This window comes from Lacinutrix gracilariae, from assembly GCF_042684485.1.
Classification (GTDB): Bacteria; Bacteroidota; Bacteroidia; order Flavobacteriales; family Flavobacteriaceae; genus Oceanihabitans; species Oceanihabitans gracilariae.
This window is the reverse complement of sequence record NZ_JBHULM010000011.1, coordinates 985,325-1,008,678: the sequence shown is the minus strand read 5'-3', so window position 1 is coordinate 1,008,678 and position 23,354 is coordinate 985,325. Positions and strand designations below refer to the sequence as shown.

The 23,354-nt window shown below is 30.8% G+C and carries 18 protein-coding genes and 1 tRNA gene; 11 read left to right on the top strand and 8 right to left on the bottom strand.

What is annotated here, in order from left to right; all coding sequences use genetic code 11:
* Window positions 1–80: 80 nt before the first annotated feature.
* Together ACFSSB_RS11565 and mce are read right to left on the bottom strand one after the other, a co-directional pair.
* Window positions 81–154, bottom strand: a tRNA-Ile gene (locus ACFSSB_RS11565).
* A gap of 55 nt (window positions 155–209) precedes the next feature.
* Complete coding sequence (gene mce, locus ACFSSB_RS11560; RefSeq protein ID WP_379904366.1) at window positions 210–611, bottom strand: methylmalonyl-CoA epimerase; 402 nt, start codon at window positions 609–611, stop codon at window positions 210–212.
* A 193-nt stretch (window positions 612–804) separates the two neighbouring features.
* On the opposite strand from mce, the gene rbfA reads away from it, so the two are divergent.
* Window positions 805–1,200: a 30S ribosome-binding factor RbfA gene (rbfA, locus tag ACFSSB_RS11555; RefSeq protein WP_379904364.1), complete on the top strand. Its 396-nt coding sequence runs from the start codon at window positions 805–807 to the stop codon at window positions 1,198–1,200.
* Window positions 1,200–2,405 carry an ABC transporter permease gene (locus ACFSSB_RS11550; RefSeq protein WP_379904362.1) on the top strand — a complete coding sequence of 402 codons (1,206 nt, stop codon included), beginning with the start codon at window positions 1,200–1,202 and terminating at the stop codon, window positions 2,403–2,405. The genes rbfA and ACFSSB_RS11550 overlap by 1 nt, the downstream gene beginning before the upstream one ends.
* 111 nt (window positions 2,406–2,516) lie before the next feature.
* Here the strand turns inward: ACFSSB_RS11550 and dusB are convergent, their stop codons facing one another.
* Entirely contained in the window at window positions 2,517–3,512 is a 996-nt protein-coding gene (dusB, locus tag ACFSSB_RS11545) for a tRNA dihydrouridine synthase DusB (RefSeq protein ID WP_379904360.1), read from the bottom strand.
* A gap of 109 nt (window positions 3,513–3,621) precedes the next feature.
* Between dusB and ACFSSB_RS11540 the strand changes: the two genes are divergently transcribed.
* Window positions 3,622–4,155 carry a hypothetical protein gene (locus tag ACFSSB_RS11540; protein WP_379904358.1) on the top strand — a complete coding sequence of 178 codons (534 nt, stop codon included), beginning with the start codon at window positions 3,622–3,624 and terminating at the stop codon, window positions 4,153–4,155.
* 108 nt (window positions 4,156–4,263) lie between these two features.
* Here the strand turns inward: ACFSSB_RS11540 and ACFSSB_RS11535 are convergent, their stop codons facing one another.
* Window positions 4,264–5,490 (bottom strand): M28 family peptidase, encoded by a 1,227-nt coding sequence (locus tag ACFSSB_RS11535; RefSeq protein WP_379904356.1) that lies wholly within the window; start codon window positions 5,488–5,490, stop codon window positions 4,264–4,266.
* Between the two features lie 59 nt (window positions 5,491–5,549).
* Between ACFSSB_RS11535 and ACFSSB_RS11530 the strand changes: the two genes are divergently transcribed.
* Entirely contained in the window at window positions 5,550–6,653 is a 1,104-nt protein-coding gene (locus ACFSSB_RS11530; RefSeq protein WP_379904354.1) for a TolB family protein, read from the top strand.
* A gap of 59 nt (window positions 6,654–6,712) precedes the next feature.
* On the opposite strand, the gene ACFSSB_RS11525 is transcribed toward ACFSSB_RS11530, so the two are convergent.
* Window positions 6,713–9,112 (bottom strand): outer membrane beta-barrel protein, encoded by a 2,400-nt coding sequence (locus tag ACFSSB_RS11525; RefSeq protein WP_379904352.1) that lies wholly within the window; start codon window positions 9,110–9,112, stop codon window positions 6,713–6,715.
* 159 nt (window positions 9,113–9,271) lie between these two features.
* Here ACFSSB_RS11525 and lepA point away from each other — a divergent pair, with 159 nt between their 5' ends.
* Window positions 9,272–11,068: a translation elongation factor 4 gene (gene lepA, locus ACFSSB_RS11520; RefSeq protein WP_379904350.1), complete on the top strand. Its 1,797-nt coding sequence runs from the start codon at window positions 9,272–9,274 to the stop codon at window positions 11,066–11,068.
* Between the two features lie 413 nt (window positions 11,069–11,481).
* Window positions 11,482–12,345, top strand: coding sequence for a T9SS type A sorting domain-containing protein (locus ACFSSB_RS11515; RefSeq protein ID WP_379904348.1), 864 nt, complete (start codon window positions 11,482–11,484; stop codon window positions 12,343–12,345).
* An 88-nt stretch (window positions 12,346–12,433) separates the two neighbouring features.
* Here the strand turns inward: ACFSSB_RS11515 and ACFSSB_RS11510 are convergent, their stop codons facing one another.
* Window positions 12,434–14,284, bottom strand: a complete 1,851-nt coding sequence (locus ACFSSB_RS11510) for a cation:proton antiporter (RefSeq protein ID WP_379904346.1) — start codon at window positions 14,282–14,284, stop codon at window positions 12,434–12,436.
* Between the two features lie 286 nt (window positions 14,285–14,570).
* Between ACFSSB_RS11510 and ACFSSB_RS11505 the strand changes: the two genes are divergently transcribed.
* The 3 genes from ACFSSB_RS11505 (at window position 14,571) to ACFSSB_RS11495 (ending at window position 18,914) form a co-directional block, all read left to right on the top strand.
* Complete coding sequence (locus ACFSSB_RS11505) at window positions 14,571–15,428, top strand: MBL fold metallo-hydrolase (protein ID WP_379904344.1); 858 nt, start codon at window positions 14,571–14,573, stop codon at window positions 15,426–15,428.
* Between the two features lie 16 nt (window positions 15,429–15,444).
* Window positions 15,445–17,046: a S8 family peptidase gene (locus ACFSSB_RS11500; RefSeq protein ID WP_379904342.1), complete on the top strand. Its 1,602-nt coding sequence runs from the start codon at window positions 15,445–15,447 to the stop codon at window positions 17,044–17,046.
* Window positions 17,047–17,108: 62 nt separating this feature from the next.
* Window positions 17,109–18,914 (top strand): M1 family metallopeptidase, encoded by a 1,806-nt coding sequence (locus tag ACFSSB_RS11495; RefSeq protein WP_379904339.1) that lies wholly within the window; start codon window positions 17,109–17,111, stop codon window positions 18,912–18,914.
* A gap of 55 nt (window positions 18,915–18,969) precedes the next feature.
* Here the strand turns inward: ACFSSB_RS11495 and ACFSSB_RS11490 are convergent, their stop codons facing one another.
* Window positions 18,970–20,157, bottom strand: coding sequence for a succinylglutamate desuccinylase/aspartoacylase domain-containing protein (locus ACFSSB_RS11490; protein ID WP_379904337.1), 1,188 nt, complete (start codon window positions 20,155–20,157; stop codon window positions 18,970–18,972).
* A complete protein-coding gene (locus ACFSSB_RS11485; protein WP_379904335.1) occupies window positions 20,144–22,012 on the bottom strand; it encodes a CBS domain-containing protein in 1,869 nt (622 codons plus the stop codon). The genes ACFSSB_RS11490 and ACFSSB_RS11485 overlap by 14 nt, the downstream gene beginning before the upstream one ends.
* Window positions 22,013–22,144: 132 nt before the next feature.
* Between ACFSSB_RS11485 and ACFSSB_RS11480 the strand changes: the two genes are divergently transcribed.
* Both ACFSSB_RS11480 and ACFSSB_RS11475 read left to right on the top strand, forming a co-directional pair.
* Window positions 22,145–22,525 (top strand): ribonuclease P protein component, encoded by a 381-nt coding sequence (locus ACFSSB_RS11480; protein ID WP_379904333.1) that lies wholly within the window; start codon window positions 22,145–22,147, stop codon window positions 22,523–22,525.
* A gap of 11 nt (window positions 22,526–22,536) precedes the next feature.
* The gene (locus ACFSSB_RS11475; protein WP_379904331.1) at window positions 22,537–23,352 is read left to right on the top strand and encodes a DUF4349 domain-containing protein; all 816 of its coding nucleotides are present in this window, start codon (window positions 22,537–22,539) and stop codon (window positions 23,350–23,352) included.
* Window positions 23,353–23,354 lie beyond the last annotated feature (2 nt).

Genomic DNA, 23,354 nt, shown 5'->3' with positions numbered 1-23,354 from the left:
TTAAAACAAACCTTTTAATAGCAAATAAACACCGATGAATTGAAAAAATTTGAATCTTCTTTTATTTTAAATAAAAAAAGTGGTCCCACTTGGGCTCGAACCAAGGACCACCTGATTATGAGTCAGGTGCTCTAACCAACTGAGCTATGGGACCAAAATTTTAGAGTGCAAACTTAATATTATTTTTAAAACTCTACAAGATATTTTTTTTAAATAATTTCTTGGCACAGTTCTATTAACACTCCATTGGTGCTTTTTGGGTGTAAAAAAGCGACTAACTTATTGTCTGCCCCTTGTTTAGGTTTTTCGTTAATTATTTTAAAACCTTCACTTTTTAATCGTAAAATTTCTTTTTCAATGTCAGAAACATCAAAAGCTATGTGATGAATACCCTCTCCTTTCTTCTCAATAAACTTTGCAATAGCACTATTATTGTTTGTTGCTTCTAATAATTCTATTTTATTTTCGCCTACTTTAAAGAAAGATGTATTTACTCCTTCGCTAGCTACTTCTTCTACTTTATAATGCGGTTCTCCAAAAAGTTGCGCATACAATTTATTCGCCTTTTCTAGATCTTTTACTGCAATACCTATGTGTTCTATTTTATTCATTTAAAATTATTTTCTACTTAATTAAATAAAAAATGTCTTATTCAACCTATGAAACTATATATAAGTATACGAATTTTACTTATAAAAGTAAGATAATCTTTAAATATCGACTATTTTTGCATTGTAAAAGATATTTTTTATCTTTTATTTAAAATAAGACCTAATATTAATATAGGCTTAAAATAGATTTAAAGTGGAAGAAAGTCAAAGACAAAAAAAAATAGGTTCTGTATTACAACGTGATATCGTAGACGTACTACAAAAAGCAGCATCTCAAGGTGGCATGCGAGGAATACTAATATCTGTTAGTAAAGTAAAAGTAACTGTAGATTTATCTGTGGCTAAAGTGTATTTAAGTATTTTTCCTAATGATAAAGGGCAAGAATTGCTAGATGGTATTAAATCTAACACACCGTTAATAAGACATGAATTAGCACAACGTACAAGACACCAGTTAAGACGTATGCCTAACTTAGAGTTTTTTATAGACGATTCTTTAGAGTATATTGACAAGATTGAGCAGTCTTTAAAAGGAGAAGAAGACCCAATTAATGATCCTGACTTATTAGGAAATCGTAAAAAATCATAGTGAATTTTGCACTATACATAGCTAAACGTTATCTGCATTCTAAAAGTAGCAACAATGCTATAAATTTTATTACTATAATTGCTGCAATAGGAATCATTCTTGGCGCAGCATCTTTATTTGTAGTACTTTCTGGTTTTGCAGGCTTGAAAGATTTTACGCTGCAATTTACTTCTATTGTAGATCCAGATTTAAAAGCAGAAACCGCTCAAGGCAAGTCTTTTTTAGTTTCTAATGAAGAACTACAAAAACTTGATAATCTTGACGATATTGTTTCGTATTCTAAGATTATTGAAGATCGGGTTTTTCTAGCTTTTGATGATAAAAACTATCCAAACGCATATATAAAAGGAGTAGATGAAAATTACAAAAAAGTAAACATCATAGACTCTGTAATCCCTTTAGGTAGTTGGCTTACGCAAAACACCAACCAAATTGTAGTAGGTTGGGGAATTTCTAGCAATCTTTCTTTTGGTGTTTTAGATTATGGCAAACGCGTAAGTTTGTATGTACCAAAACCAGGAAAAGGACAAATAACTGCTACCAACCAAATATACAATACGTTTCAAGCTGTAAATGTTGGTGTTTTTGATATAAACGAAGAGTTAAACGACAAATATGTGTACGCACCATTTGCCTTTGCAAAAGATCTTTTAGGTTATCAAGACAATCAAATTTCTGCCATAGAGTTTAAACTAAAAGAAGGTTTTAACGAAGAAGAAGTACGTAAAAACATTAAAAACATACTAGGTAACAAAGTGGTTTTAAAAAACAGAGCGCAGCTTAATGATGCGCTTTACAAAATGCTAAATACAGAGTATCTAGCAGTATACCTCATCTTTACCTTGGTTTTAATCATTGCGCTTTTTAATGTTATTGGCTCTATAATTATGATGATTCTTGACAAAAAGAAAAACCTAAATACACTATTTAATTTAGGAGCTACACAAAAAGACATTCGTAGAATTTTCTTTTATCAAGGAATTTTAATGACTGTTTTAGGCGGAGTTATAGGTTTATTAATAGGCTTAGCCTTAATACTACTGCAACAAGCGTTTTCATTAGTTATGATAACACCATCACTAGCTTACCCAGTTTCTTTAAAAGCGAGCAACGTAGTTATTGTGTTTGTAACCATAACGGTTTTAGGTATATTAGCATCTAAAATTGCTTCTACAAGAATTACTAAAAATTTAGTTTCTAATTAATTTTTAGGCAAGTTGCCTTAAAAAAGAAAGACTTCACTATATAATTAAAATAAAAAAATCCTCTCTTTACATAAAGAGAGGATAAGTATTTGTACTACATAATAAGATAAACTATTCTGTAAACTGGTATCCAGAAAATTTCTCTAAAACCTCATCAAAGGCAGCAAATACATCAACAGAAGCATCGCTTGTAACCATTTTCATTCGGTATTCTTTAAAATGCGGAATTCCTTTAAAATAGTTGGTATAATGTCTTCTGGTTTCAAAAACACCAAGAGTTTCTCCTTTCCAGTCAATAGCCATTTGTAAATGTCTTCTGGCTGCTTCTACGCGTTCTTCTAAACTTATTGGAGCCAAGTGTTCTCCTGTTTCAAAAAAGTGTTTTACTTGTTTAAAAAACCAAGGGTTTCCTATAGATGCTCTACCAATCATACAACCATCTAAACCGTATTCATCTCGCATAAGCATGGCTTTTTCTGGAGAATCTACATCACCATTACCAAAAACAGGAATATGCATTCTAGGGTTGTTTTTTACTGCTGCAATAGGTTTCCAATCGGCTTCGCCTTTATACATTTGCGCTCTGGTTCTTCCATGAATAGAAATAGCAGCACAACCAACATCTTGTAAACGTTCTGCAACCTCTACAATTTTTATCGAGTCGTGATCCCAACCTAAACGTGTTTTTACAGTTACTGGTAAATTGGTACGTTTTACCATTTCTGCAGTTAGGCTTTCCATTAAGCAGACATCTTTTAAAATTCCTGCTCCAGCACCTTTACTCACTACTTTTTTTACAGGACAACCAAAATTAATATCAATAATATCTGGATTTGATTTTTCTACTATATCAATAGTTTGCAACATGCTTTCCATGTTTGCTCCAAATATTTGAATACCAACAGGACGTTCCTTTTCGTAGATATCTAGCTTCATAACGCTTTTTGCAGCATCTCTAATTAAGCCTTCGCTAGAAATAAATTCTGTGTACACTACATCTGCTCCTTGTTCTTTGCATAATGCTCTAAAAGGAGGATCACTAACATCTTCCATTGGTGCTAATAATAACGGAAAGTCAGGTAGTTCTATGTTGCCTATTTTTACCAAGTAATATAATTTTTGTACAAAAATAAGTCTTTTATAATTGGTTTCTAAAAATAAACGAAAAAAGGGGTTCTCTATAAATATGTATCTTTGCCTAAAAAAAACAGATCTTATGAAAAAGAACCTACTTGTGCTTTGCTTTGCATTTGCACTACTTTTTAGTTGTAATGTAGTTGATGATTTAACAAAATTTGATTTAGATTATCAAACCAATTATTCTATACCACCATCTACTTTAATTAATTCTCCTTTTAACCTATTTACTCCTGATGTTACTACAGAGTCTGAGTCTTCTTTTGAAAACAATGATACACGTAAAGATTTAATTGAAAGTATTAAGTTAAAAACAATTAAGCTTACTATTGATTCTCCAGAATCTGGTAATTTTAACTTTTTAAAAGAAGTACACGTTTATATAGATGCTGACGATATTGAAGAAGTTGAAATTGCTAATATTTACGATTTAGAAAACACCAATTCTAATACGCTTAATTTAGAGGTTAATGATCAAGAGCTTAAAGAATACATTAAAAAAGACCGTTTCAATCTTCGTATACAAACAATAACAGATGAAACAATTAGCGAAACATACGATATTATTATAGACACAAAATTTAGAGTAGATGCTGAAATTTTAGGCGTTTAATTCCTCTTTCTTTATTCTATAAATAGAAACAGCAGCAAAAATTTAATTATTCTTGCTGCTGTTTTTGTTTTATAAGCACTTTACTATTTGTGCTACTTTAGTAGTAGTTTAAAAGTTAATTTCTGCTTCTACTGTTTTGCCTTCTCTTGTTACTACAACTTTGGTGGTGTTTCCTTTTTCAAATTTAGACAATGCAAGCATATAGGTTTGCATATCTACAACATCAATATCTCCAAGTTTAATAACTACATCTCCTTTTTGTAATCCTGCTTTTTGCGCTGGTTTATCTTCGCTAATACCATCAATTCGCATACCTTTTCCGTCATATAAATAATCTGGTATTACGCCTAAACCAACTTTAAATCTTGGCACATCTTCGCTTTCGTTTTTTGTTTTTCTAAAAGGAAGTTTTCCGTTGTTATCTAAATCGCTAATAATTTCATAAATATAATTTGAAATTACTTGCATGCCATCAAAATGTAAAAGCGCTGTATCGTCTGATGGTTTGTGGTAATCTTCATGTTGTCCTGTAAAAAAATGTAACACAGGAATATCTGCATTGTAAAACGATGTATGATCACTTGGCCCAACACCAGATTCTTTTTGCACTAACTTAAATCGGTTATTATTTGCTCTTAAAGTTTGCTTAAAAATAGGTGATGTACCTACACCATAAACAGCAAGAGTACTATCTTTTTTTAGTCTACCAACCATATCCATATTAATCATATAGTTTGCTTTTTTAGTATCTATGGTTGGGTTTTTAACAAAGTAATTAGAACCTAATAACCCCATTTCTTCTCCAGAAAAAGTAATGAATAAATAATTGTTGTTAATATTACCTTTCATTAATCGTTTTGCTAGGTTTAGTAAAACTGCTACACCACTTGCATTGTCATCTGCACCATTATGTATTGCTTTTTCACCTCTATATAAAGAGCCTTCTGCACCATAGCCTAAATGGTCATAATGCGCACCAATAATTACAGTATTTTCTGCTTTATTATCTATATATGCAACCACATTGGTTCCTGTAATAGTACTATCACCATCTTTTACTGTATAATTTACTTTTTGGTGTGGATTTGTTTTTGGTTTAAAAGAAAAAGTTTGAAAAAACCCATCTGTACCTTTTGCTTGTAATCCTAAATCTTGAAAACGTTTTGCTATATATTCTGCTGCTTTTTGCTCACCTACTGTTCCTGTTTGTCTTCCTTCTAAAGCATCATCAGCTAAAAAAGTGACATCTTCTTTTATACTTACTTCTGGAATAACAACTTCTTTTTTACAAGAATTTAATAGAACTAAAAAAAGGATAAGAATACTATGTTTCATAATGATAAATATTAATTTTACACAAAATTAGGTATTAAATGCCATTAATATAAAAAATCATGATTAAAAACAACGCTGTTTATATTGTACTTTTTTTACTCATTGTTTCTTGTAAACAAAACACTTCTAAAGGAGAAGATGCTACCACAGGAGCTACAAAATGGGTAGATTCTTTAATTTATCCAGAAGAAACCCATTTTAAAAACATTCGCCAAATTACCTTTGGTGGTGATAATGCAGAAGCATATTGGAGTTTTGACGACAAGCAATTGGTATTTCAGTCTAACAACAAAGATTGGAACGTAAACTGTGATCAAATGTTTTTAATGAATGCAGACGAAACCTTTAAAGACCATATACCACCAATGATTAGCACAGGAAAAGGAAGAACCACTTGTGCTTATTTTTTACCAGATAATAAACATATTATTTATGCTTCTACACATTTAGGTGCTGATGAATGTCCAGAAACCCCTTTGCGTAAAAACGGAAAATACATTTGGCCTATTTATGATACCTATGATATTTTTGTGGCAGATTTAGAAGGAAACATAACCGCACAATTAACCAATGAAAAAGGTTATGATGCAGAACCAACGGTTTCACCAAAAGGAGATAAAATTGTATTTACTTCTACAAGAAATGGCGATATTGATTTATATACCATGAATTTAGATGGTAGTGATGTAAAGCAAATTACTTTTGAATTGGGTTATGATGGAGGAGCTTTCTTTTCTCCTGACGGAACAAAAATTATCTTCCGTTCTTCTAGACCAAAAACAGAGGAAGAGATTAAAGAATATAAAGATTTATTAGCCGAAGGATTAGTACAACCAACAGAAATGGAGTTGTATATATGTAATGCTGACGGAAGCGATTTAAAGCAATTAACCGACTTAGGAAACGCTAATTGGAGTCCGTTTTTTCACCCAAGCGGAAAGAAAATTTTATTCTCTTCTAATTTTGAATCAGAACGTGGTTTTCCCTTTAATTTATACCTAATTGATATCGATGGAAAAAACCTAGAACGCGTGACACATAGCACTACTTTTGATGCTTTTCCTGTGTTTTCAAATGATGGTAAATATTTAATTTTCTCTTCTAATAGAAATAATGGAGGAGGACATGATACCAACTTGTTTATTGCAGAATGGCAAGATTAATTCATTCTTGCTATAACCATATTATTTATACTAAAAACTCCTGCTAAAGCAGGAGTTTTTTATTTTTCTAAACGGTCTCTTTCTTTTCGTGATTTAGTACGCTCATTAGTTTGTAAGGTTGTATTACCAAACTTATAACTAAAACCTACTTTTACATATCTATTGTCTTGATTGGTATAGCTAGTACTATTTTGGTTTAAATACCTATTGGTTACACTAAAGTCTTGTTCATTAAATATATCTGAAAAAGATAAAGATATAACTCCTTTATTTTTTAAAACCGTTTTTTTAATAGCCAAATCTGAAGATAATCTAGAGTCTACTTCCTGGAAACCTTGTTGGTTTTTACCTATATAAACAAGAGTGAAATTTGCAGATAAGCTTTTATCTTTTAAAAATGAAAAATCGTTACTTAGTACAGAGTAATTAGACCATCTATCTGTTTTTAAAAGCGTATCATTAAATATTGCTTCGTCTTGAATATTATAAAAAGAGGTTACAAAATACACAAACCAGTTTTTAGTAACATTAAAATAGGTTGAAAAATCAAAACCATATTCTATAGTATTATTAAGGTTTAATGGTGTAAATATTAATTGATTTTCTTCATTATTTTGAATAGGTAATTCTATAAAACTAGCATCTGTATGCTTGTAATAAGCTTCAAAAGTGTATATATCTTTTATGGTAGTTCCTAATACTACATGGTCTATAAATGCTGGCTGTAAGTTTGGATTTCCTGTAACAATAGTATTGTCATTTAAATAGTATTTAAACGGATTTAAATCTTGGTAACTTGGTCGCTCTACACTGCGTTTATAATTGGTGTATATATTTATATTACTTGTTAGTTGATGGCTTAAGTTAAACGTAGGAAAGCCTTTAAAATAATCTTGTTTATTTTCTTCATTTGTAATAGGAGAAACCCCTTCAATATTGGTTTGCTCTATTCTAAAACCTGTGAATAAACTCCATTTTTCCCACGTTTTTTCATAACTAAAATATGCAGCAAAAATATCTTCGTCATAATTAAAAGCATCTGTATTTTCTTGGTTTAAGGTTTCTACATCTGCGATAACATCAAAATGTGCTATATCACTTTCGGTTTTTATAAAAGAGGTTTTTATTCCTGCGTAAAACGAAGAAGTTTCGTCTATTGCTGTATTATAATCTAATTGCGAAGTATAAATACTAGTATCTTGATTTGCATTGGTACTAAAAGCGTTGTTATCATTTGTGCTATCTTCATAAAAATAGCTACTTAAAACTTTTTGCTCTCTATGGTAATCATAAATCGTATAATGCGAATTAAAAGTTAATTTTGATGCATTGTTAAAAACATGAACATAATCTAAATCAAAGCCTAAATTGTGTTTATTATCTCTAGATAAATTATTAGTCTTAAGGTTATAACTAGAAGCATTAGTGTAGTCTTCTATTACAGACATACTATTAATTCTATATTTATAATAGGGTAGAAATAATAAGTTAGAAGACAGACTTAAGGTGTTCTTATCATCAAAAAAATAATCTAAATTAAAGTTAATATTATGCGTTTTAGACCAGGTATTTCTATCTGTATCTGAGTTCCATTGTTGAGATACAGCATTATTTTCTATATAATTAATTACATCTGTATTCTCTCTATTTATTTTACTTTGTGTAAAACTATAATTACCAAAAAAATTAATTTTTTCGTCTTTATAAAAGTGTGTAGTTGCTAGATTCGTTTTAGGAAAAACCCCTTGTGTAAAATTTCCAGCAACAGATCCTCGATATCCTGTAATTAGGTTTTTAGCCATTACAATATTTAACACAGCACCACTAGAAGCATCATATTTTGCTGGCGGATTTGTAATTACTTCAATAGATTTTATGCTATTAGCAGGAGAACCTTCAAGTAATTGTGCCAATTCATCTCCTGAAAGATGTACTTTTTTATCATTGATATAAACTGTTGGTGTTGTATTTTTTATCGAAATATTAGAATCTACAACCAAAACACCTGGAGTACTACGTAATACTTCCATCATATTTCCTTCGCTTAACGCTGTATTTTCTACATTAAAAATTAAACGATCTGCTTCTTTTTTTACAGATGGCTTTTTTACAACTATAGCTACTTCTTCTAAACTTTGGGTAGATTCGTTTAAAATAATAGTAGCAAGATTTGTGTTTTTATCTACTACAATTTCTTTTGTAAACTCATTAAAGCCAATAAAAGAAGCTTTTAAAATGTATTCATTTCTTGAAATATTATGTAAAGAAAATGCGCCAAAATCATTGCTACTAGTACCTGAAACAATGGTAGAGTCTTGCTTATTTAATAATACAATATTAGCATAAGAAATGGGTGTATTCTCTACATCATACACTTTTCCACTAACAGTAAACTCTTGGCTAAACATTCCTAAAGGAACCAAAAAGAAAAATAATTTAAGGCTATTTTTTAATTTCAAAATAATTTGCGATTTAAAACGCAATATACCAATAGTTTCCCACTTTTATTTACGGAATTTCCGTAAATTTTAGTGGTTTTTTCTCACAAAATAAAAGTATGTAAAAGCACAATATTTGCACTATATTTGCTAAATCTCTATAGAGAAGATAATAGGACTATGAAGCACATTAGAAATTTTTGCATTATTGCACATATAGATCATGGTAAAAGTACACTAGCAGATCGGTTGTTAGACTTTACAGGATCTGTAACCGCTCGTGAACAACAAGCGCAACTTTTAGATAGTATGGATTTAGAACGCGAACGTGGTATTACCATTAAATCGCATGCCATACAAATGGATTATACATATGAAGGAGAACAATATGTTTTAAACTTAATTGATACTCCTGGTCACGTAGACTTCTCTTATGAAGTATCTAGATCTATTGCTGCTTGTGAAGGAGCTTTACTAATTGTAGATGCAGCACAAAGTATTCAAGCACAAACCATTTCTAACTTGTATTTAGCGCTTGAAAATGATTTAGAAATTATTCCTGTACTTAACAAAGTAGATTTACCAAGTGCAAATCCTGAAGAAGTTACTGATGATATTGTAGATCTTTTAGGTTGTGATCCTGAAGATGTTATTCATGCAAGTGGTAAAACAGGTTTTGGTGTAGAAAACATTTTAAAAGCAATTATAGAGCGTGTTCCTGCTCCTAAAGGAGATCCTGATGCGCCTTTACAAGCATTAATTTTTGACTCGGTTTACAATACTTTTAGAGGAATTGAAACCTATTTTAGAGTTTTTAATGGCGAAATAAAAAAAGGACAAAAAATAAAATTTGTTGCTACAGATAAAGAGTATTTTGCAGATGAAGTTGGTACCTTAAAACTAACTCAAATTGCAAAACAAAGTGTAAAAACTGGAGATGTTGGGTATTTAATTACAGGTATTAAAACAGCTAAAGAAGTAAAAGTAGGAGATACTATTACAGATTTTGCTAAGCCAACTACCAATATTATTGAAGGTTTTGAAGATGTAAAACCAATGGTATTTGCAGGAATTTACCCTGTAGATACAGAAGACTATGAAGAGCTTAGAAGTTCTATGGAAAAACTGCAACTAAATGATGCTTCATTAGTTTTTTCACCAGAAAGTTCTGCCGCTTTAGGTTTTGGTTTCCGTTGTGGTTTTTTAGGAATGCTTCACATGGAGATTATTCAAGAACGTCTAGAACGTGAGTTTAATATGACTGTTATTACAACAGTTCCTAACGTATCTTATAACGCATATACAAACAAAAATCCAGACACTCCTTTTATTGTAAATAACCCGTCTGATTTACCAGACCCTTCAACAGTAAATCGTGTTGAAGAACCATATATTAAAGCTACAATCATTACTAAATCTGACTTTGTTGGTAATGTAATGTCCTTATGTATTGAAAAACGTGGTATGATTATTAATCAAACCTATTTAACACCAGAACGTGTAGAATTAACGTTTGAAATGCCTTTAGCAGAAATTGTTTTTGATTTTTATGATAGATTAAAAACCGTTTCAAAAGGATATGCTTCTTTTGATTATCATCCTATAGGAATGAAAGTATCTAAACTAGTACGTTTAGATGTATTATTAAACGCACAACCAGTAGATGCACTTTCTGCATTAATACATACAGATAACGCACACAATATTGGTAAGAAAATGTGCGAAAAATTAAAAGAACTTATTCCTAGACAACAATTTGACATTCCTATTCAAGCAGCAATAGGAGCAAAAATTATTGCTAGAGAAACCGTAAAAGCACTGCGTAAAGATGTAACTGCAAAATGTTATGGTGGTGATATTTCACGTAAACGTAAGCTTCTTGAAAAACAGAAAAAAGGTAAAAAACGTATGCGTCAAGTAGGTAATGTAGAAATACCTCAACAAGCATTTATGGCTGTTTTAAAGTTGAATGATTAACACAAATTCCTTTAAAAAAAGGAATCTCTTACATTGAGCTACTACTGAAGATGTAAAGCCAATAAAGCATTATAAAAGCACCAATACTAATTGGTGCTCTAGATGTTTTTATTGAGCTTGTAGTTTGTACTTATTTGTGTAAATTCAATTGTACAATTTTAAGTATTATTCCTTTTATTCTGTATCTCTAGTTGCTCTTCCAACTATAATTATTGGTGGTTTAAAGTGAAATAATCAATATTAACTTCTTTGGTTTATTTAATAACTTATTCAATACAGTATAGTATTTAAAATGCTATGATGAATATCTTATAATTTATAACCTTCTAAAGACTAAAAAAAAAACTAAATTAATTATCATTTCCTCTGTGTTTTAATATATTTGCCGAATTATTAATTAAAATATACCAAATATGATTAAAATTTTACATTGTTTTTTAGTTTTCTTTACATTTAATTCAATAAACGCGCAAGTGTTTTCTGAAGACTTTTCCGAAGCTTCTGGAGTTGCAAATAGCTTCTCCTTAGATGGTTGGAACCAAACAAGAGACACTAACGACTCTTTTGAAGATGGATTTTCCGTTGATAGTGGTGGTGCTTGGATAGCAGATGGTTTTAATAACGATGGAACCACAGGAGCCATGAGAATTAATATGACCAATAATGTAAAACGTGATTGGTTAACTGCTCCTTCAGTAGATTTATCTACTACACCTTCAACAGGTAGTTATACTGTGGAGTGGAAAATGGCTTTTACTCCAAATAATGGAGAAACTTTTCAAACACTTAATTCTGGAGATCAAATTAGATTACTTATCTCAATAGATGGAGGTGTGACATATAGTTCTTTAGCACTATATGATAGCAGTACAACTATACCACAATGGGGAGAAACTTTTTCAGTAGAATTATCTGATCCTTCCTATTTTGTAAGTGATGTACGTTTTGCTTTTTATGCTTTTGAAAGCAATACTACTGTTAACGCTACAAATGTATTTATAGATGATTTTCAAATAACAGATTATTCATCTCTTTCTACAACAGACATAACTATTTCTCAAGGAGTCGATATATATCCAAATCCGACTTTAAATAATCTAAATGTGAAAAATGTATCGTTATCAGAAGTACAATTATTTACATTATTAGGACAAAAAGTACCTGTAGATTTTAATGAATCAACTATTTACACATCTAAACTAACAACAGGAACTTACATCCTTAAGTTAACGGATGAAAAAGGGTATACTTATACTAGTAAGTTTATTAAAAAATAAGACTTTCTTAAATAAGTTTATATTGTAAAAAACCTTCATTTAAAAATGAAGGTTTTTTTATGTAATAAATTCATTTTTACTTCTATAATTAATCGCTTTCTAGCGGTATTTTTTCCACATCAAAAGGTTTTCCTAAATATACTAGTTTAAACCCTTTACCAATATTTTCTGCTTTGGTATCATACACAGATATAATATGAAGTTCTCCTTCATCATCTTTTAAAAATAAAGGAATCACATACTGGTCTTTACTCGCTAATTCAATAAGAGTTTCATAATGCTCTGCATCATCAATATCTAGTTCTTGTATTGCTGGATATTTACGTGTCACTTCCATTAAATTAATATAATCATCTGTAGGAGAAAATAAGCCTTCTTTAGGGCTCTTTTCAGGAAAATTCATTTCATCTGAAGTCACCAATCGATACGAACCATTTTCACCAAATTCTTTACTAAACTTCTCAATAATATAAGAATTAATATCAGAGTTTCCTGTCATAGCCATAATATAACCTACATCATTTAACTCAATATTATCTGATAGTGTATCTGAATAAATATCACTACTCAAAGCATCTAAGCCTAATTCTTGTGCTTTCTCAATATTATTTTGATTACTGTCTATTAATACAACATGCCTTCCGTTATTTACTAAATAATGTCCTAATAAACGGGACAATTTAGAAGCTCCTATAATTAAGATTCCGTTAGATTTAGTTAAAAACACACCTATTAATCTAGAAAATAAACGCGCTGTTGTAGCATTTAATAAAACGGTTCCTAAAACAATCATAAATACTAAAGGAGTAATGTATTCTGCACCTTCAACACCTTGTTTCATTAGTTTACTTCCAAATAAAGAAGCTATACCTGCTGCTACTATACCTCTTGGTCCAACCCAACTTATAAATACCTTTTCGTTAAATTTTAGTTTTGATCCAGCAGTACTTAAAAACACTGCAATAGGCCTTACAACAAATACAACTATAGCAAAAAGAATAGCAGTATTCCAGCTATATAACAGTAATAAATCGTCTATACTTATGTTGGCTGCTAAAAGTATAAATAGAATAGAAATTAGCAAAACACTTAAAGATTCTTTAAAATAAAGAAGCTCTTTTATATTTTCTAATTTACCGTTTCCTAAAACCATTCCCATAACAACAACAGCTAATAAACCAGACTCATGTGCAAATACTTCAGACTCTACAAAAACAAGTAAAACGGTAGAAAGAGAAACCACATTAAGAAGGTAATGCGGAATGAATTTTTTATTAATAGCAAATGCTAATGCATGTGCAAAGGTAAACCCAAAGGTAGTACCAAAAAGAATAATTTTTCCGAATTCTAAAAGCGCATTTTTAGTAAATCCTGCTTCGCCTCCAACACTTATAAACTCAAACACTAAAACGGCAACTAAAGCGCCAATTGGGTCAATAAGAATACCTTCCCATTTTAAAACTGCAGAAACATCTTTTTTTAACGGAATGTTTCTTAAAATAGGTGTTATTACTGTTGGTCCTGTAACTATAATTAATCCTGAAAATAAAAAAGACAATTCCCAACTTAACTCAAAAATAAAATGTGCTGCAATTCCCGCTCCAAAAAAAGTAACTGTAGAACCTAAGGTAATAAGCTTAGTAATAACAGGTCCTACATTTTTAATTTCAGATCTTTTTAAGGTTAAACCACCTTCAAAAAGAATAATACTTATGGCTAAAGACACAAAATAATACAAACCTTCTCCAGGAAATAAGCCTTTTGTGCCATTCCAAATAGGTTCAATCCATTTTGTACCATCTTCGCTTAAAAATTCTGCTGCAATTGGGCCTACTAATAAACCTATTAAAATTAAGGGTAAAATAGCTGGTATTTTAAATTTCCAAGCAACCCATTGCGCTAATATTCCTAAAATAATAATTCCTGCTAATTCTAACATGCACTAATTTTTGTTTGTGAAAATACTAAATAATCAATTATAAAGAGATATCTATTTGTAATATAGCTTTTAGCTTTTTTAAATTACACTAATATTAGTAAAACGCTGCATTAGCATTAATACTTTTTAAAAGGCATTATTGCATGTATAAATTACTTAGCAAACAGATTAAAAATTTAAAAAAATTAAAGTCACTATAATATGAATTTATTTTTTAATAAGATATTTCTTAATAAATTCTTAACACTTTACATCATTTGCTAGCTATTTAGTAATTTGCATGCTTATGAAACTATATCCTATAAACGCAGGAAATTTTAAATTAGATGGAGGAGCCATGTTTGGAGTGGTACCAAAATCTTTATGGACAAGAACCAATCCTGCAGACGCCAACAATATGATTGATATTGCAGCTAGATGCTTATTGATTGAAGACGGAAATCGCCTAATACTCATTGATACAGGAATGGGTAATAAACAAAGCGAAAAATTTTATGGTTATTATCACCTTTGGGGAGATGACTCTATTGATAAATCACTAAAAGCACATGGTTTTCATCGGGATGATATTACAGATGTTTTTATGACGCATTTACACTTTGACCATTGTGGTGGAAGCATACAATGGAATAAAGACAAAACAGGTTATGAACCTGCTTTTAAAAATGCACATTTTTGGAGTAATGAAAACCATTGGCAATGGGCAACACAACCCAATAAACGCGAAAAAGCTTCCTTTTTAAAAGAAAACATCCTTCCTATGGAAGAAAGTGGTCATTTAAAATTTACCAAACTACCAGAAGATGTTATTTTAAAAAATTCGGCTTTAGGTTTCGATATTTTTTTCGCAAACGGTCACACAGATAAACAAATGATTCCTATGATTAACTACAAAGGAAAAACCATTTGTTTTATGGCAGATTTACTACCTACTGTTGGTCATTTACCAATACCTTTTGTAATGGGTTATGACACAAGACCTCTGTTAACTTTAGACGAAAAAGAAAATTTCCTTAACCTAGCAGCAGATAATAATTATTACTTATTTTTGGAACACGATGCAAACAATGAAATTATTACAGTAAAACACACCGAAAAAGGCGTAAGACTAGATCGTGTTTTTACTAGTAATGATATTTTTTAAAAATTAAAACTTATTTATGAAAATTATTAAACCTTATTTACTAGCAGGTAGCTTAGCTCTTGTTTTAGCTAGCTGTGGTGGTGGAGCAGAAATTTTATCTACACCAACAGAAAATATTGATAATGTTGCTTTAAAAGTAGCAGATTTAACAGAAAACGAAAAACACACTTGGGGACATTTAGATATTGTTGCAGATACAATTCCTGGTATGAGTGTTGATAAAGCTTACGCTGAATTATTAAACGGAAAAACAGGAGAAACAGTTATTGTTGCTGTTATAGATTCTGGTATTGATATTGACCACGAAGATTTAGATGGTGTAGTATGGACCAATACAAAAGAAATTGCTGGAAACGGTATTGATGATGATAAAAACGGTTATGTAGATGATATACATGGTTGGAATTTTCTTGGAGAAGCTTATAATGAGCAATTAGAGAAAACAAGAATTGTTGCTTCTGGTAATGGTAATGCAGAAGTACAAGCAGATTATGATGCAGATTATCAAAAATATTCTGGTTATAAAATGCAATATGAGCAAATTTACCAAAGCTTAGTAGCTGCAGATGAAGCTGTTTCTGAACATTTAAATAACAAAGACTATACTCCTAAAGATTTAAATGCTATTACTACAACAGATGAAACCTTAACAAATCATATCGCTGTTTTAAAACAAGTATATGGTTTTGGTTTTGATAATACTGCTGCTGCTAAAAAAGAATTAAGCGGAGCTTTAGAAAGTATTAATGATATGCTTAACTACAATTTAAACAAAGAGTTTAATGGTAGATTAACAGGAGATAATCCAGACGATTTAAACGATAAACCTGGTTATGGTAACGGAAACGTAAAACCTGTTAAGAAAAGTGAAAGTCATGGTACTCACGTAGCTGGTATTATTGCTGCAGAACGCAATAATGGTAAAGGTGCTAATGGTGTTGCAAATAATGTAAAAATCATGAGCGTACGTGCGGTTCCTAATGGAGATGAGTACGATAAAGATATTGCTCTAGCAATTAGATACGCTGTAGATAATGGAGCAAAAGTAATTAACGGAAGTTTTGGTAAATACTACTCTCCACATAGTGACTGGGTTAGAGATGCTATTACTTATGCAGGAGAAAACGATGTATTATTTGTTAATGCTGCAGGAAATGAAGGTGCAGATTTAGATGCAGTTGCAGTATATCCAAATGATCAAGTTGCTAATGGTCCTGAAGTTTCAAATACATTTGTAACGGTTGGTGCTTTAGCTCCTAAATATGGTTCTAGTATGGTAGCTGGTTTTTCTAACTACGGAAAAATTAATGTAGATGTTTTTGCTCCTGGTGCAAAAATATACTCTACAACTCCAGAAAATGAATATGACACAAAAGGAGGAACTTCTATGGCTGCTCCTGCTGTTGCTGGTGTTGCTGCTTTAATTCGTTCTTATTATCCTAAATTATCTGCTGCACAAGTAAAACAAATTTTAATGGATTCTGGATTACCTGTTAACCAAAAAGTGGTTGTTGGTGGTGATTCTAGTGACATAAGAGATTTTAATACTTTAACAAAATCAGGTAAAATGGTAAATGCGTACAATGCTTTAATTATGGCACAGCAATTATCTAAATAATACTAACAAACATAAAAAGGCATCAAGTTTCTTGATGCCTTTTTTATTTAATATTTATACAAATGAAAAAGATTTTTCTTGTCGCACTAGGTATCACACTTGTTTCTTGTGGTTCTACAAATAGTGTTTCATCTACTCCAGAAACGCCAACAACTCCTGTTAATACAGTTTCTAATTCTACCTATTGGCAACAACACGTAGATTATAATATGAATATTGATATGGATGTTAATAAGTATCAATACCAAGGAACACAAAATTTAGTATACACCAACAACTCACCAGATGTTTTAACAAGAGTATACTATCATTTATTCTTTAACGCCTTTCAACCTGGAAGTGAAATGGATGTACGTTCTCGTACTATTCCTGATCCTGATAGAAGAGTTGGTGACAGAATTAGCAAATTAAGTCCAGATGAAATTGGGTATATTAAAGTTTCGTCTTTAAAACAAAACGGAACTGCTTTAAACTACGAAACTGTTGGTACTGTTTTAGAGGTAGATTTAGCAAAACCTATTCAACCAGGAGAAAAAGTAACCTTTGATATGGTTTTTAATGCGCAAGTTCCTGTTCAAATTCGTCGTTCTGGAAGAAACAATAAAGAAGGTGTTGCATTATCTATGACACAATGGTACCCAAAACTAGCAGAATATGATTTTGAAGGTTGGCACGCAGACCCATACATTGGTAGAGAGTTTCATGGTGTTTGGGGAAACTTTAATGTAAACCTAACTATTGATAAAGATTATGTAGTTGGTGGTACTGGTTATTTACAAGGAAACCCAGAAATAAAAGGAAACAAAAAAACACTTCGTTTTAAAGCACCAAATGTACATGACTTTACTTGGGCTGCAGATCCTGATTATATTCACGATACTATGCAAGTGCCTAACGGACCATTATTAAATTTTTATTACAAAAAAGATTTACCTGCAGAAAACTTACAGTCTTGGAAAGATTTACAGCCAAAAACAGTAGAGTTAATGCAGTATTTTTCTGAAAACGTTGGTGCATACCCTTATGACCAATACTCTGTAATACAAGGTGGAGATGGAGGTATGGAGTATGCTATGTCTACACTTATTACTGGTAAACGTAGTTTTGGAAGCCTTGTTGGTGTTACAGCACATGAGTTAGCACATTCTTGGTTTCAGTTTTTATTAGCTTCAAACGAGTCTAAACACGAATGGATGGACGAAGGTTTTACAAGCTATATTAGTGATCATGCTATGAACGCTATAATGAAAACAAATAAAGAAAATCCTGCTTCTGGAGCCTATAGAAGCTATTTAGGTTTAGCGCTCTCTGGTAAAGAACAACCACAAACTACACATGCAGATCGTTATAATTATAACGCAGCTTACGGAGCTTCTGCATATAGTAAAGGGGAAGTTTTTATGGCGCAATTAGGTTATGTTATTGGAGAAGAAAACTTAAAGAAAACCATTAAAAAATACTTTAATGATTTTGTTTTTAAACACCCAAGACCTATAGATATTATTCGTTCTGCTGAAAAGATTTCTGGTTTAGAATTAGATTGGTATTTAATGGATTGGACACAAACTACAAACACCATAGATTACGCTGTAAAAACTATAGAAGGAAACAAAGTAACATTAGAAAGAATTGGTTTAATGCCAATGCCTTTAGATGTAACTGTAACTTATACAGATGGTACTACAGAAGCTATTTACATTCCGTTGCAAATGATGCGTGGTGAAAAGCCAACAACAGCAACTATTAAAGCAGATTGGGCTTGGGCATATCCTACCTATACTTTTGAAGCTTCAAAAGAAGTAAGTAGCGTACAAATAGACCCAAAAGAAATGATGGCTGATATTAATAAAGAAAATAATAAAAAGTAAAACATCTCTTTTTCTCATTTAAAAAAAACCACTTGATACGTATTAAGTGGTTTTTTTAATACCATTTTTCATCTTTATACATTTCTGTTTTACTAACACGCTCTCTGTTATAAAGCTTTAGGTGTGTTGCATCTGCTTGCTGATTTCGGTAACCTAGTAAATGAAATATAGATTTTGCAAAAAAGCGTGTAACTTTTAAATTAACAATAAGTGCATTTTTGTTTTCATTTTCCCAAAAAATACCAGGAAGCATTGCCAAGAAATTATCGGCTTTAATTCTTCTTAATACTATAGATAATTTTAAAAAAAATGGCGCAATACTTTTAATTATAAAATAACCTTCCTTTCCTTTTGCTTGATATAATGGCATAAAGATTTTGGCATTGTATTTTGAAAAAACCGGTTTGTTATTACTTGTTGCTAAAACTGTGTTCTTTTTAATGTCTTCAAAACTTTTAAAGCCATTTTTCATTTTAAAATCTTCTTCTTGCTTAATGGTATGTAAATAAACTATCTCAAAAACCTTATCCTGCTTTTTAGAGGCAGTTTTTAGCTGGTTATAGTATTTTGTATAGTCTTTTATTTTAGTACTGTCTATGGCCTTTGTAAAGGCCATGGTTAAATAAATAAAAGAGAGACAATTTACTATGGCTTCTTGTTCTTCATGTTGTCCAGACTCAAAACCTAAAGAAACGTAACCTAGTGCGTTAATATAGCTTAGCATAGGACCATTAAGATACTCTTCAATACCTAAAACAATAGGAACAGGAAATTGAGAAGAAAACTTTCTATTAATTATAGCATCATTAATAGTTATAAAAGGCAAGGTTTTACTAGAAGTGGTATGAAAATCTATAAAATAAAAGGATCCAGAATGGTTTTCAATAATATGATGTAGTAAGGCAAATAACTCTTTTTGTTCTTTTTCTTCGGCATTTAAATTTGCCTTATGTGGTATGTTTCTTAGTTGATTGTTAGTCCAAATTCTATTTAAATCTTCCTCTAGATATCTTTGGTTTTTTTCTAAGGCCTTTAGGTTTCCTAAAATACCATACACTGTTCCGTTAATGGTTTCTGCTGTAAATTCTTTAAACGCTTTTTGTAGCGCTGTAACTCCTGCTTTTTCATTACCATGAATGCCTGCAAAAAAAACAACGGTTGGTCCTTTTTTTACACCTTGAACTTTTCCAATAATTCTATTGGTTGTTATTTTAGTAATAGATTTGCTTTTAACTTGGGTCATTAGTAGTAAAATCTTTTGTAGTTATTATGCCTATTAATTTTTTGTTTGCAACTACAGGAAGGCAGCTTATGTTGTGTTTTTGCATAAGCATTTTAGCTTCTTTTATACTTGCATCTTTTGTTGTAGTAATAATCGTTTCTTTCATAAAATTTTGAACCGATTTGGTGCTTTCTTCAATTTCATTTAGGTGTGTTTTTACATCAGACCAACTTAACAATCCTATTAAATCTTTTTGATTGTTAATAACTGGCATGTGATGAATATTTTTCCATTGCATCATATGTAACACAAGCTCTAAACTATCTTTTTTATCTACCGAAAAAATATCGGTATTCATGATATGAGATACTTGTTGTTTTAAAGGAAAGGAAGTTTCTACAGCATGATTTAACACATTCCATGTAGCAACAGGATATTCTTTTTCTTGTTTTGAATACATATTTTCTGTTAGTATTTGAAGTGCTTCTGCTCGTTTTTTTGTTTTTAAAAGGTTTCTGTAGCTTTTTGTCATCCAATCAGATCCATTTAAAGAATGTATTCTATTTTCAATAATAGTTAGGTAATATTCTACATCTTTAGGCGAAACTCCCACACTATAAAGTCCTTTATATGCAATTGGTAATAGTTCATTTAACAGTAAATCTTGACTAGAAATAATGTTGCCATTCCATTTAAATTGCGTGGTCATTCCGTATCTAGCAGCACTAAAAAAATTAGCTTTAGCATCTTTAAAATCCATAGTTTCATGAATGTTTTGGTACTTTTTAGGTTTACCAACCATAACACCAACCCAAAACATCATATTAGCAATTTCATCTGTAGTTGTAGGACCAGAAGGAATGTATCTATTTTCAATTCTTAAGTGTGGTTTTCCGCCACCAACACCATAGCAAACCCTGTTCCATCTATACACAGTTCCGTTATGCAGACTTAGTGCTTTTAGTTTAGGAATTTCACCATGTTGCAACATTTCTACACTATCTTTTTCAAAAGTGCAGGTAACCAAACTTCTAAAACGTGAAATATTATCTTTAAAAATATCTGTAATTGTTCCTGTTTCCCAATGGTTACCAAAACTTACTCTAGACTGTTTTTCATGTAATAAAAAAGAATTTGCTCTAGTATCTACGCTTTGTGTAAAAAGGGCTATTCTAGTTTCGCTCCATAATTCTTTTCCAAATAAAATAGGAGCATTGGTACAGATACTTAAAATGGGTCCAGAAATGGCTTGTGCCCAATTATAGCTATCTATAAATTCATCTGGATTAATTTGTAAATGTGCTTGAAAACTAGTGTTACAGCCTTCTAACATAACAGAATCATGTAGTAAATTTAACTCATCTACACCTTTAATATGAATATGAAAATCTTGTTTTCTAGATTCTTTAACAGCTTCATTTAACACCATATAACGTTGTATTGGTGTCATGTTATCTATACTAATATGTTTAGTAGAAAGAGTAGGTAATATACCTGTTAATACTATTTTGGAATCGTGTTTTTCTGCAACCTCCTTTGCCTTTTTTAATAACATTTTTAATTGCGTATGCAACGCAGAGAAACAATGGTCTTTTAACTCAAAAGGATCTAAATTAATTTCTAGATTAAAGTTGCCAATTTCTGTGGTAAAATGTGCATCATCAATATCTTTTAAAATTGCTAAAGCATTTCCTTTTGGTATAAATTCATTATCTACAATACAAAACTCTTGCTCTGCGCCAATTCTAATTGGTGATTTTTCAATCTTACCAGTAGAAATCATAAGGTCTAAAGCTTCTAAATCTTTAGTAAGTTGGTGAATATAATTTGCCTTATCTTTTTTTGTAGTTAATCTAGTAACGTGTAAATTTCCCATAATATGTAACTTAAAACTTTATCATTCATTAAGTTACAAAAAATACTAGATAAAAAACATGAAGAATATCATACTTTAATTCATGGTGTATTATGGTTAGTAATTGGTATTTTTGTATACTTACTAGTTTTTATGAAATTTACCTATAACAAATCCGAAAAACTGAAAAGCGAAAAGCTGATCACCAAACTTTTTACTGAAGGAAAATCGGTTTCGGCATATCCTTTGCGTCTAGTTTATTTAGAAACTACGTTTACAGAAGCAGTTTCTGCAAAAACTGGTGTATCTGTACCTAAAAGAAAATTTAAAAAAGCAGTAGACAGAATTAGAATAAAACGTGTGATGCGAGAAGCTTACCGACTTAACAAACAAAATGTTTTTAACAACATTACAACACAATATGCGTTTATGATTTTGTACATTGGTAAAGAAAAACCCTCTTACAACCAAGTAGAAACTGCTACAAAAAAGGTGTTTAACAAGTTTTTAGCTAAACATACAGAAAACAAATAAAAATAGAAACCATGAAATTTTTAACATCGCTTTTATTACTGATACTTCCTTTAGCTTGTTCTAATTCTAGTAAAAGTAGCGATGCTAATTATGATTATATAGAATCTTCTGAAGTGATTTTAGAAGAAATGAAAGCGCCAACACAGAGCTTTGAAAGTGTTCCTGAAAACATAGACCAAAAGCTTATTAAAGAATCTTATTTACGTTTTCAAACCCAAGATTTAAATAAAACCTACCAACAAATTATTGGCTATGTAAAACAAAATAATGGTTTTGTACAAGATGATAATTCTAGCAAATCATACAATACAATTACTAGAAATTTAATTATTAGAATACCTTCTAATACTTTTCAACAAACCATAGACTCTATAAGTAAACAGGTTGCTTTTTTTGATTCTAAACGAATTTCTTCAAAAGATGTCACCGAAGAATTTATTGATATTCAAGCGCGTTTAAAAGCTAAAAGAACACTAGAAACAAGATATTTAGAGTTACTTTCTAAGGCAAAAAATGTAAAAGAAATTTTAGAAATTGAACGTCAACTTTCTTCCATTAGAGAAGAAATTGAAGCCAAACAAGGACGACTACAATACCTACAAAACAAAGTAGCTTTAAGCACTTTAAATATTGAATTTTACAAACAAACCGCAGAAAGTGGTGTTACTGTTTCTTACGGAACAAAGATGATAAATGCTATTAAATCTGGTTTTAATAGCATCTCTTTATTTTTTCTAGGTCTTTTACATATTTGGCCTTTCTTACTTATTTTAGGTATTGTTATCTTTTTATTTAAAAGATGGCTCCATAAAAAAAATAAAAAATAATG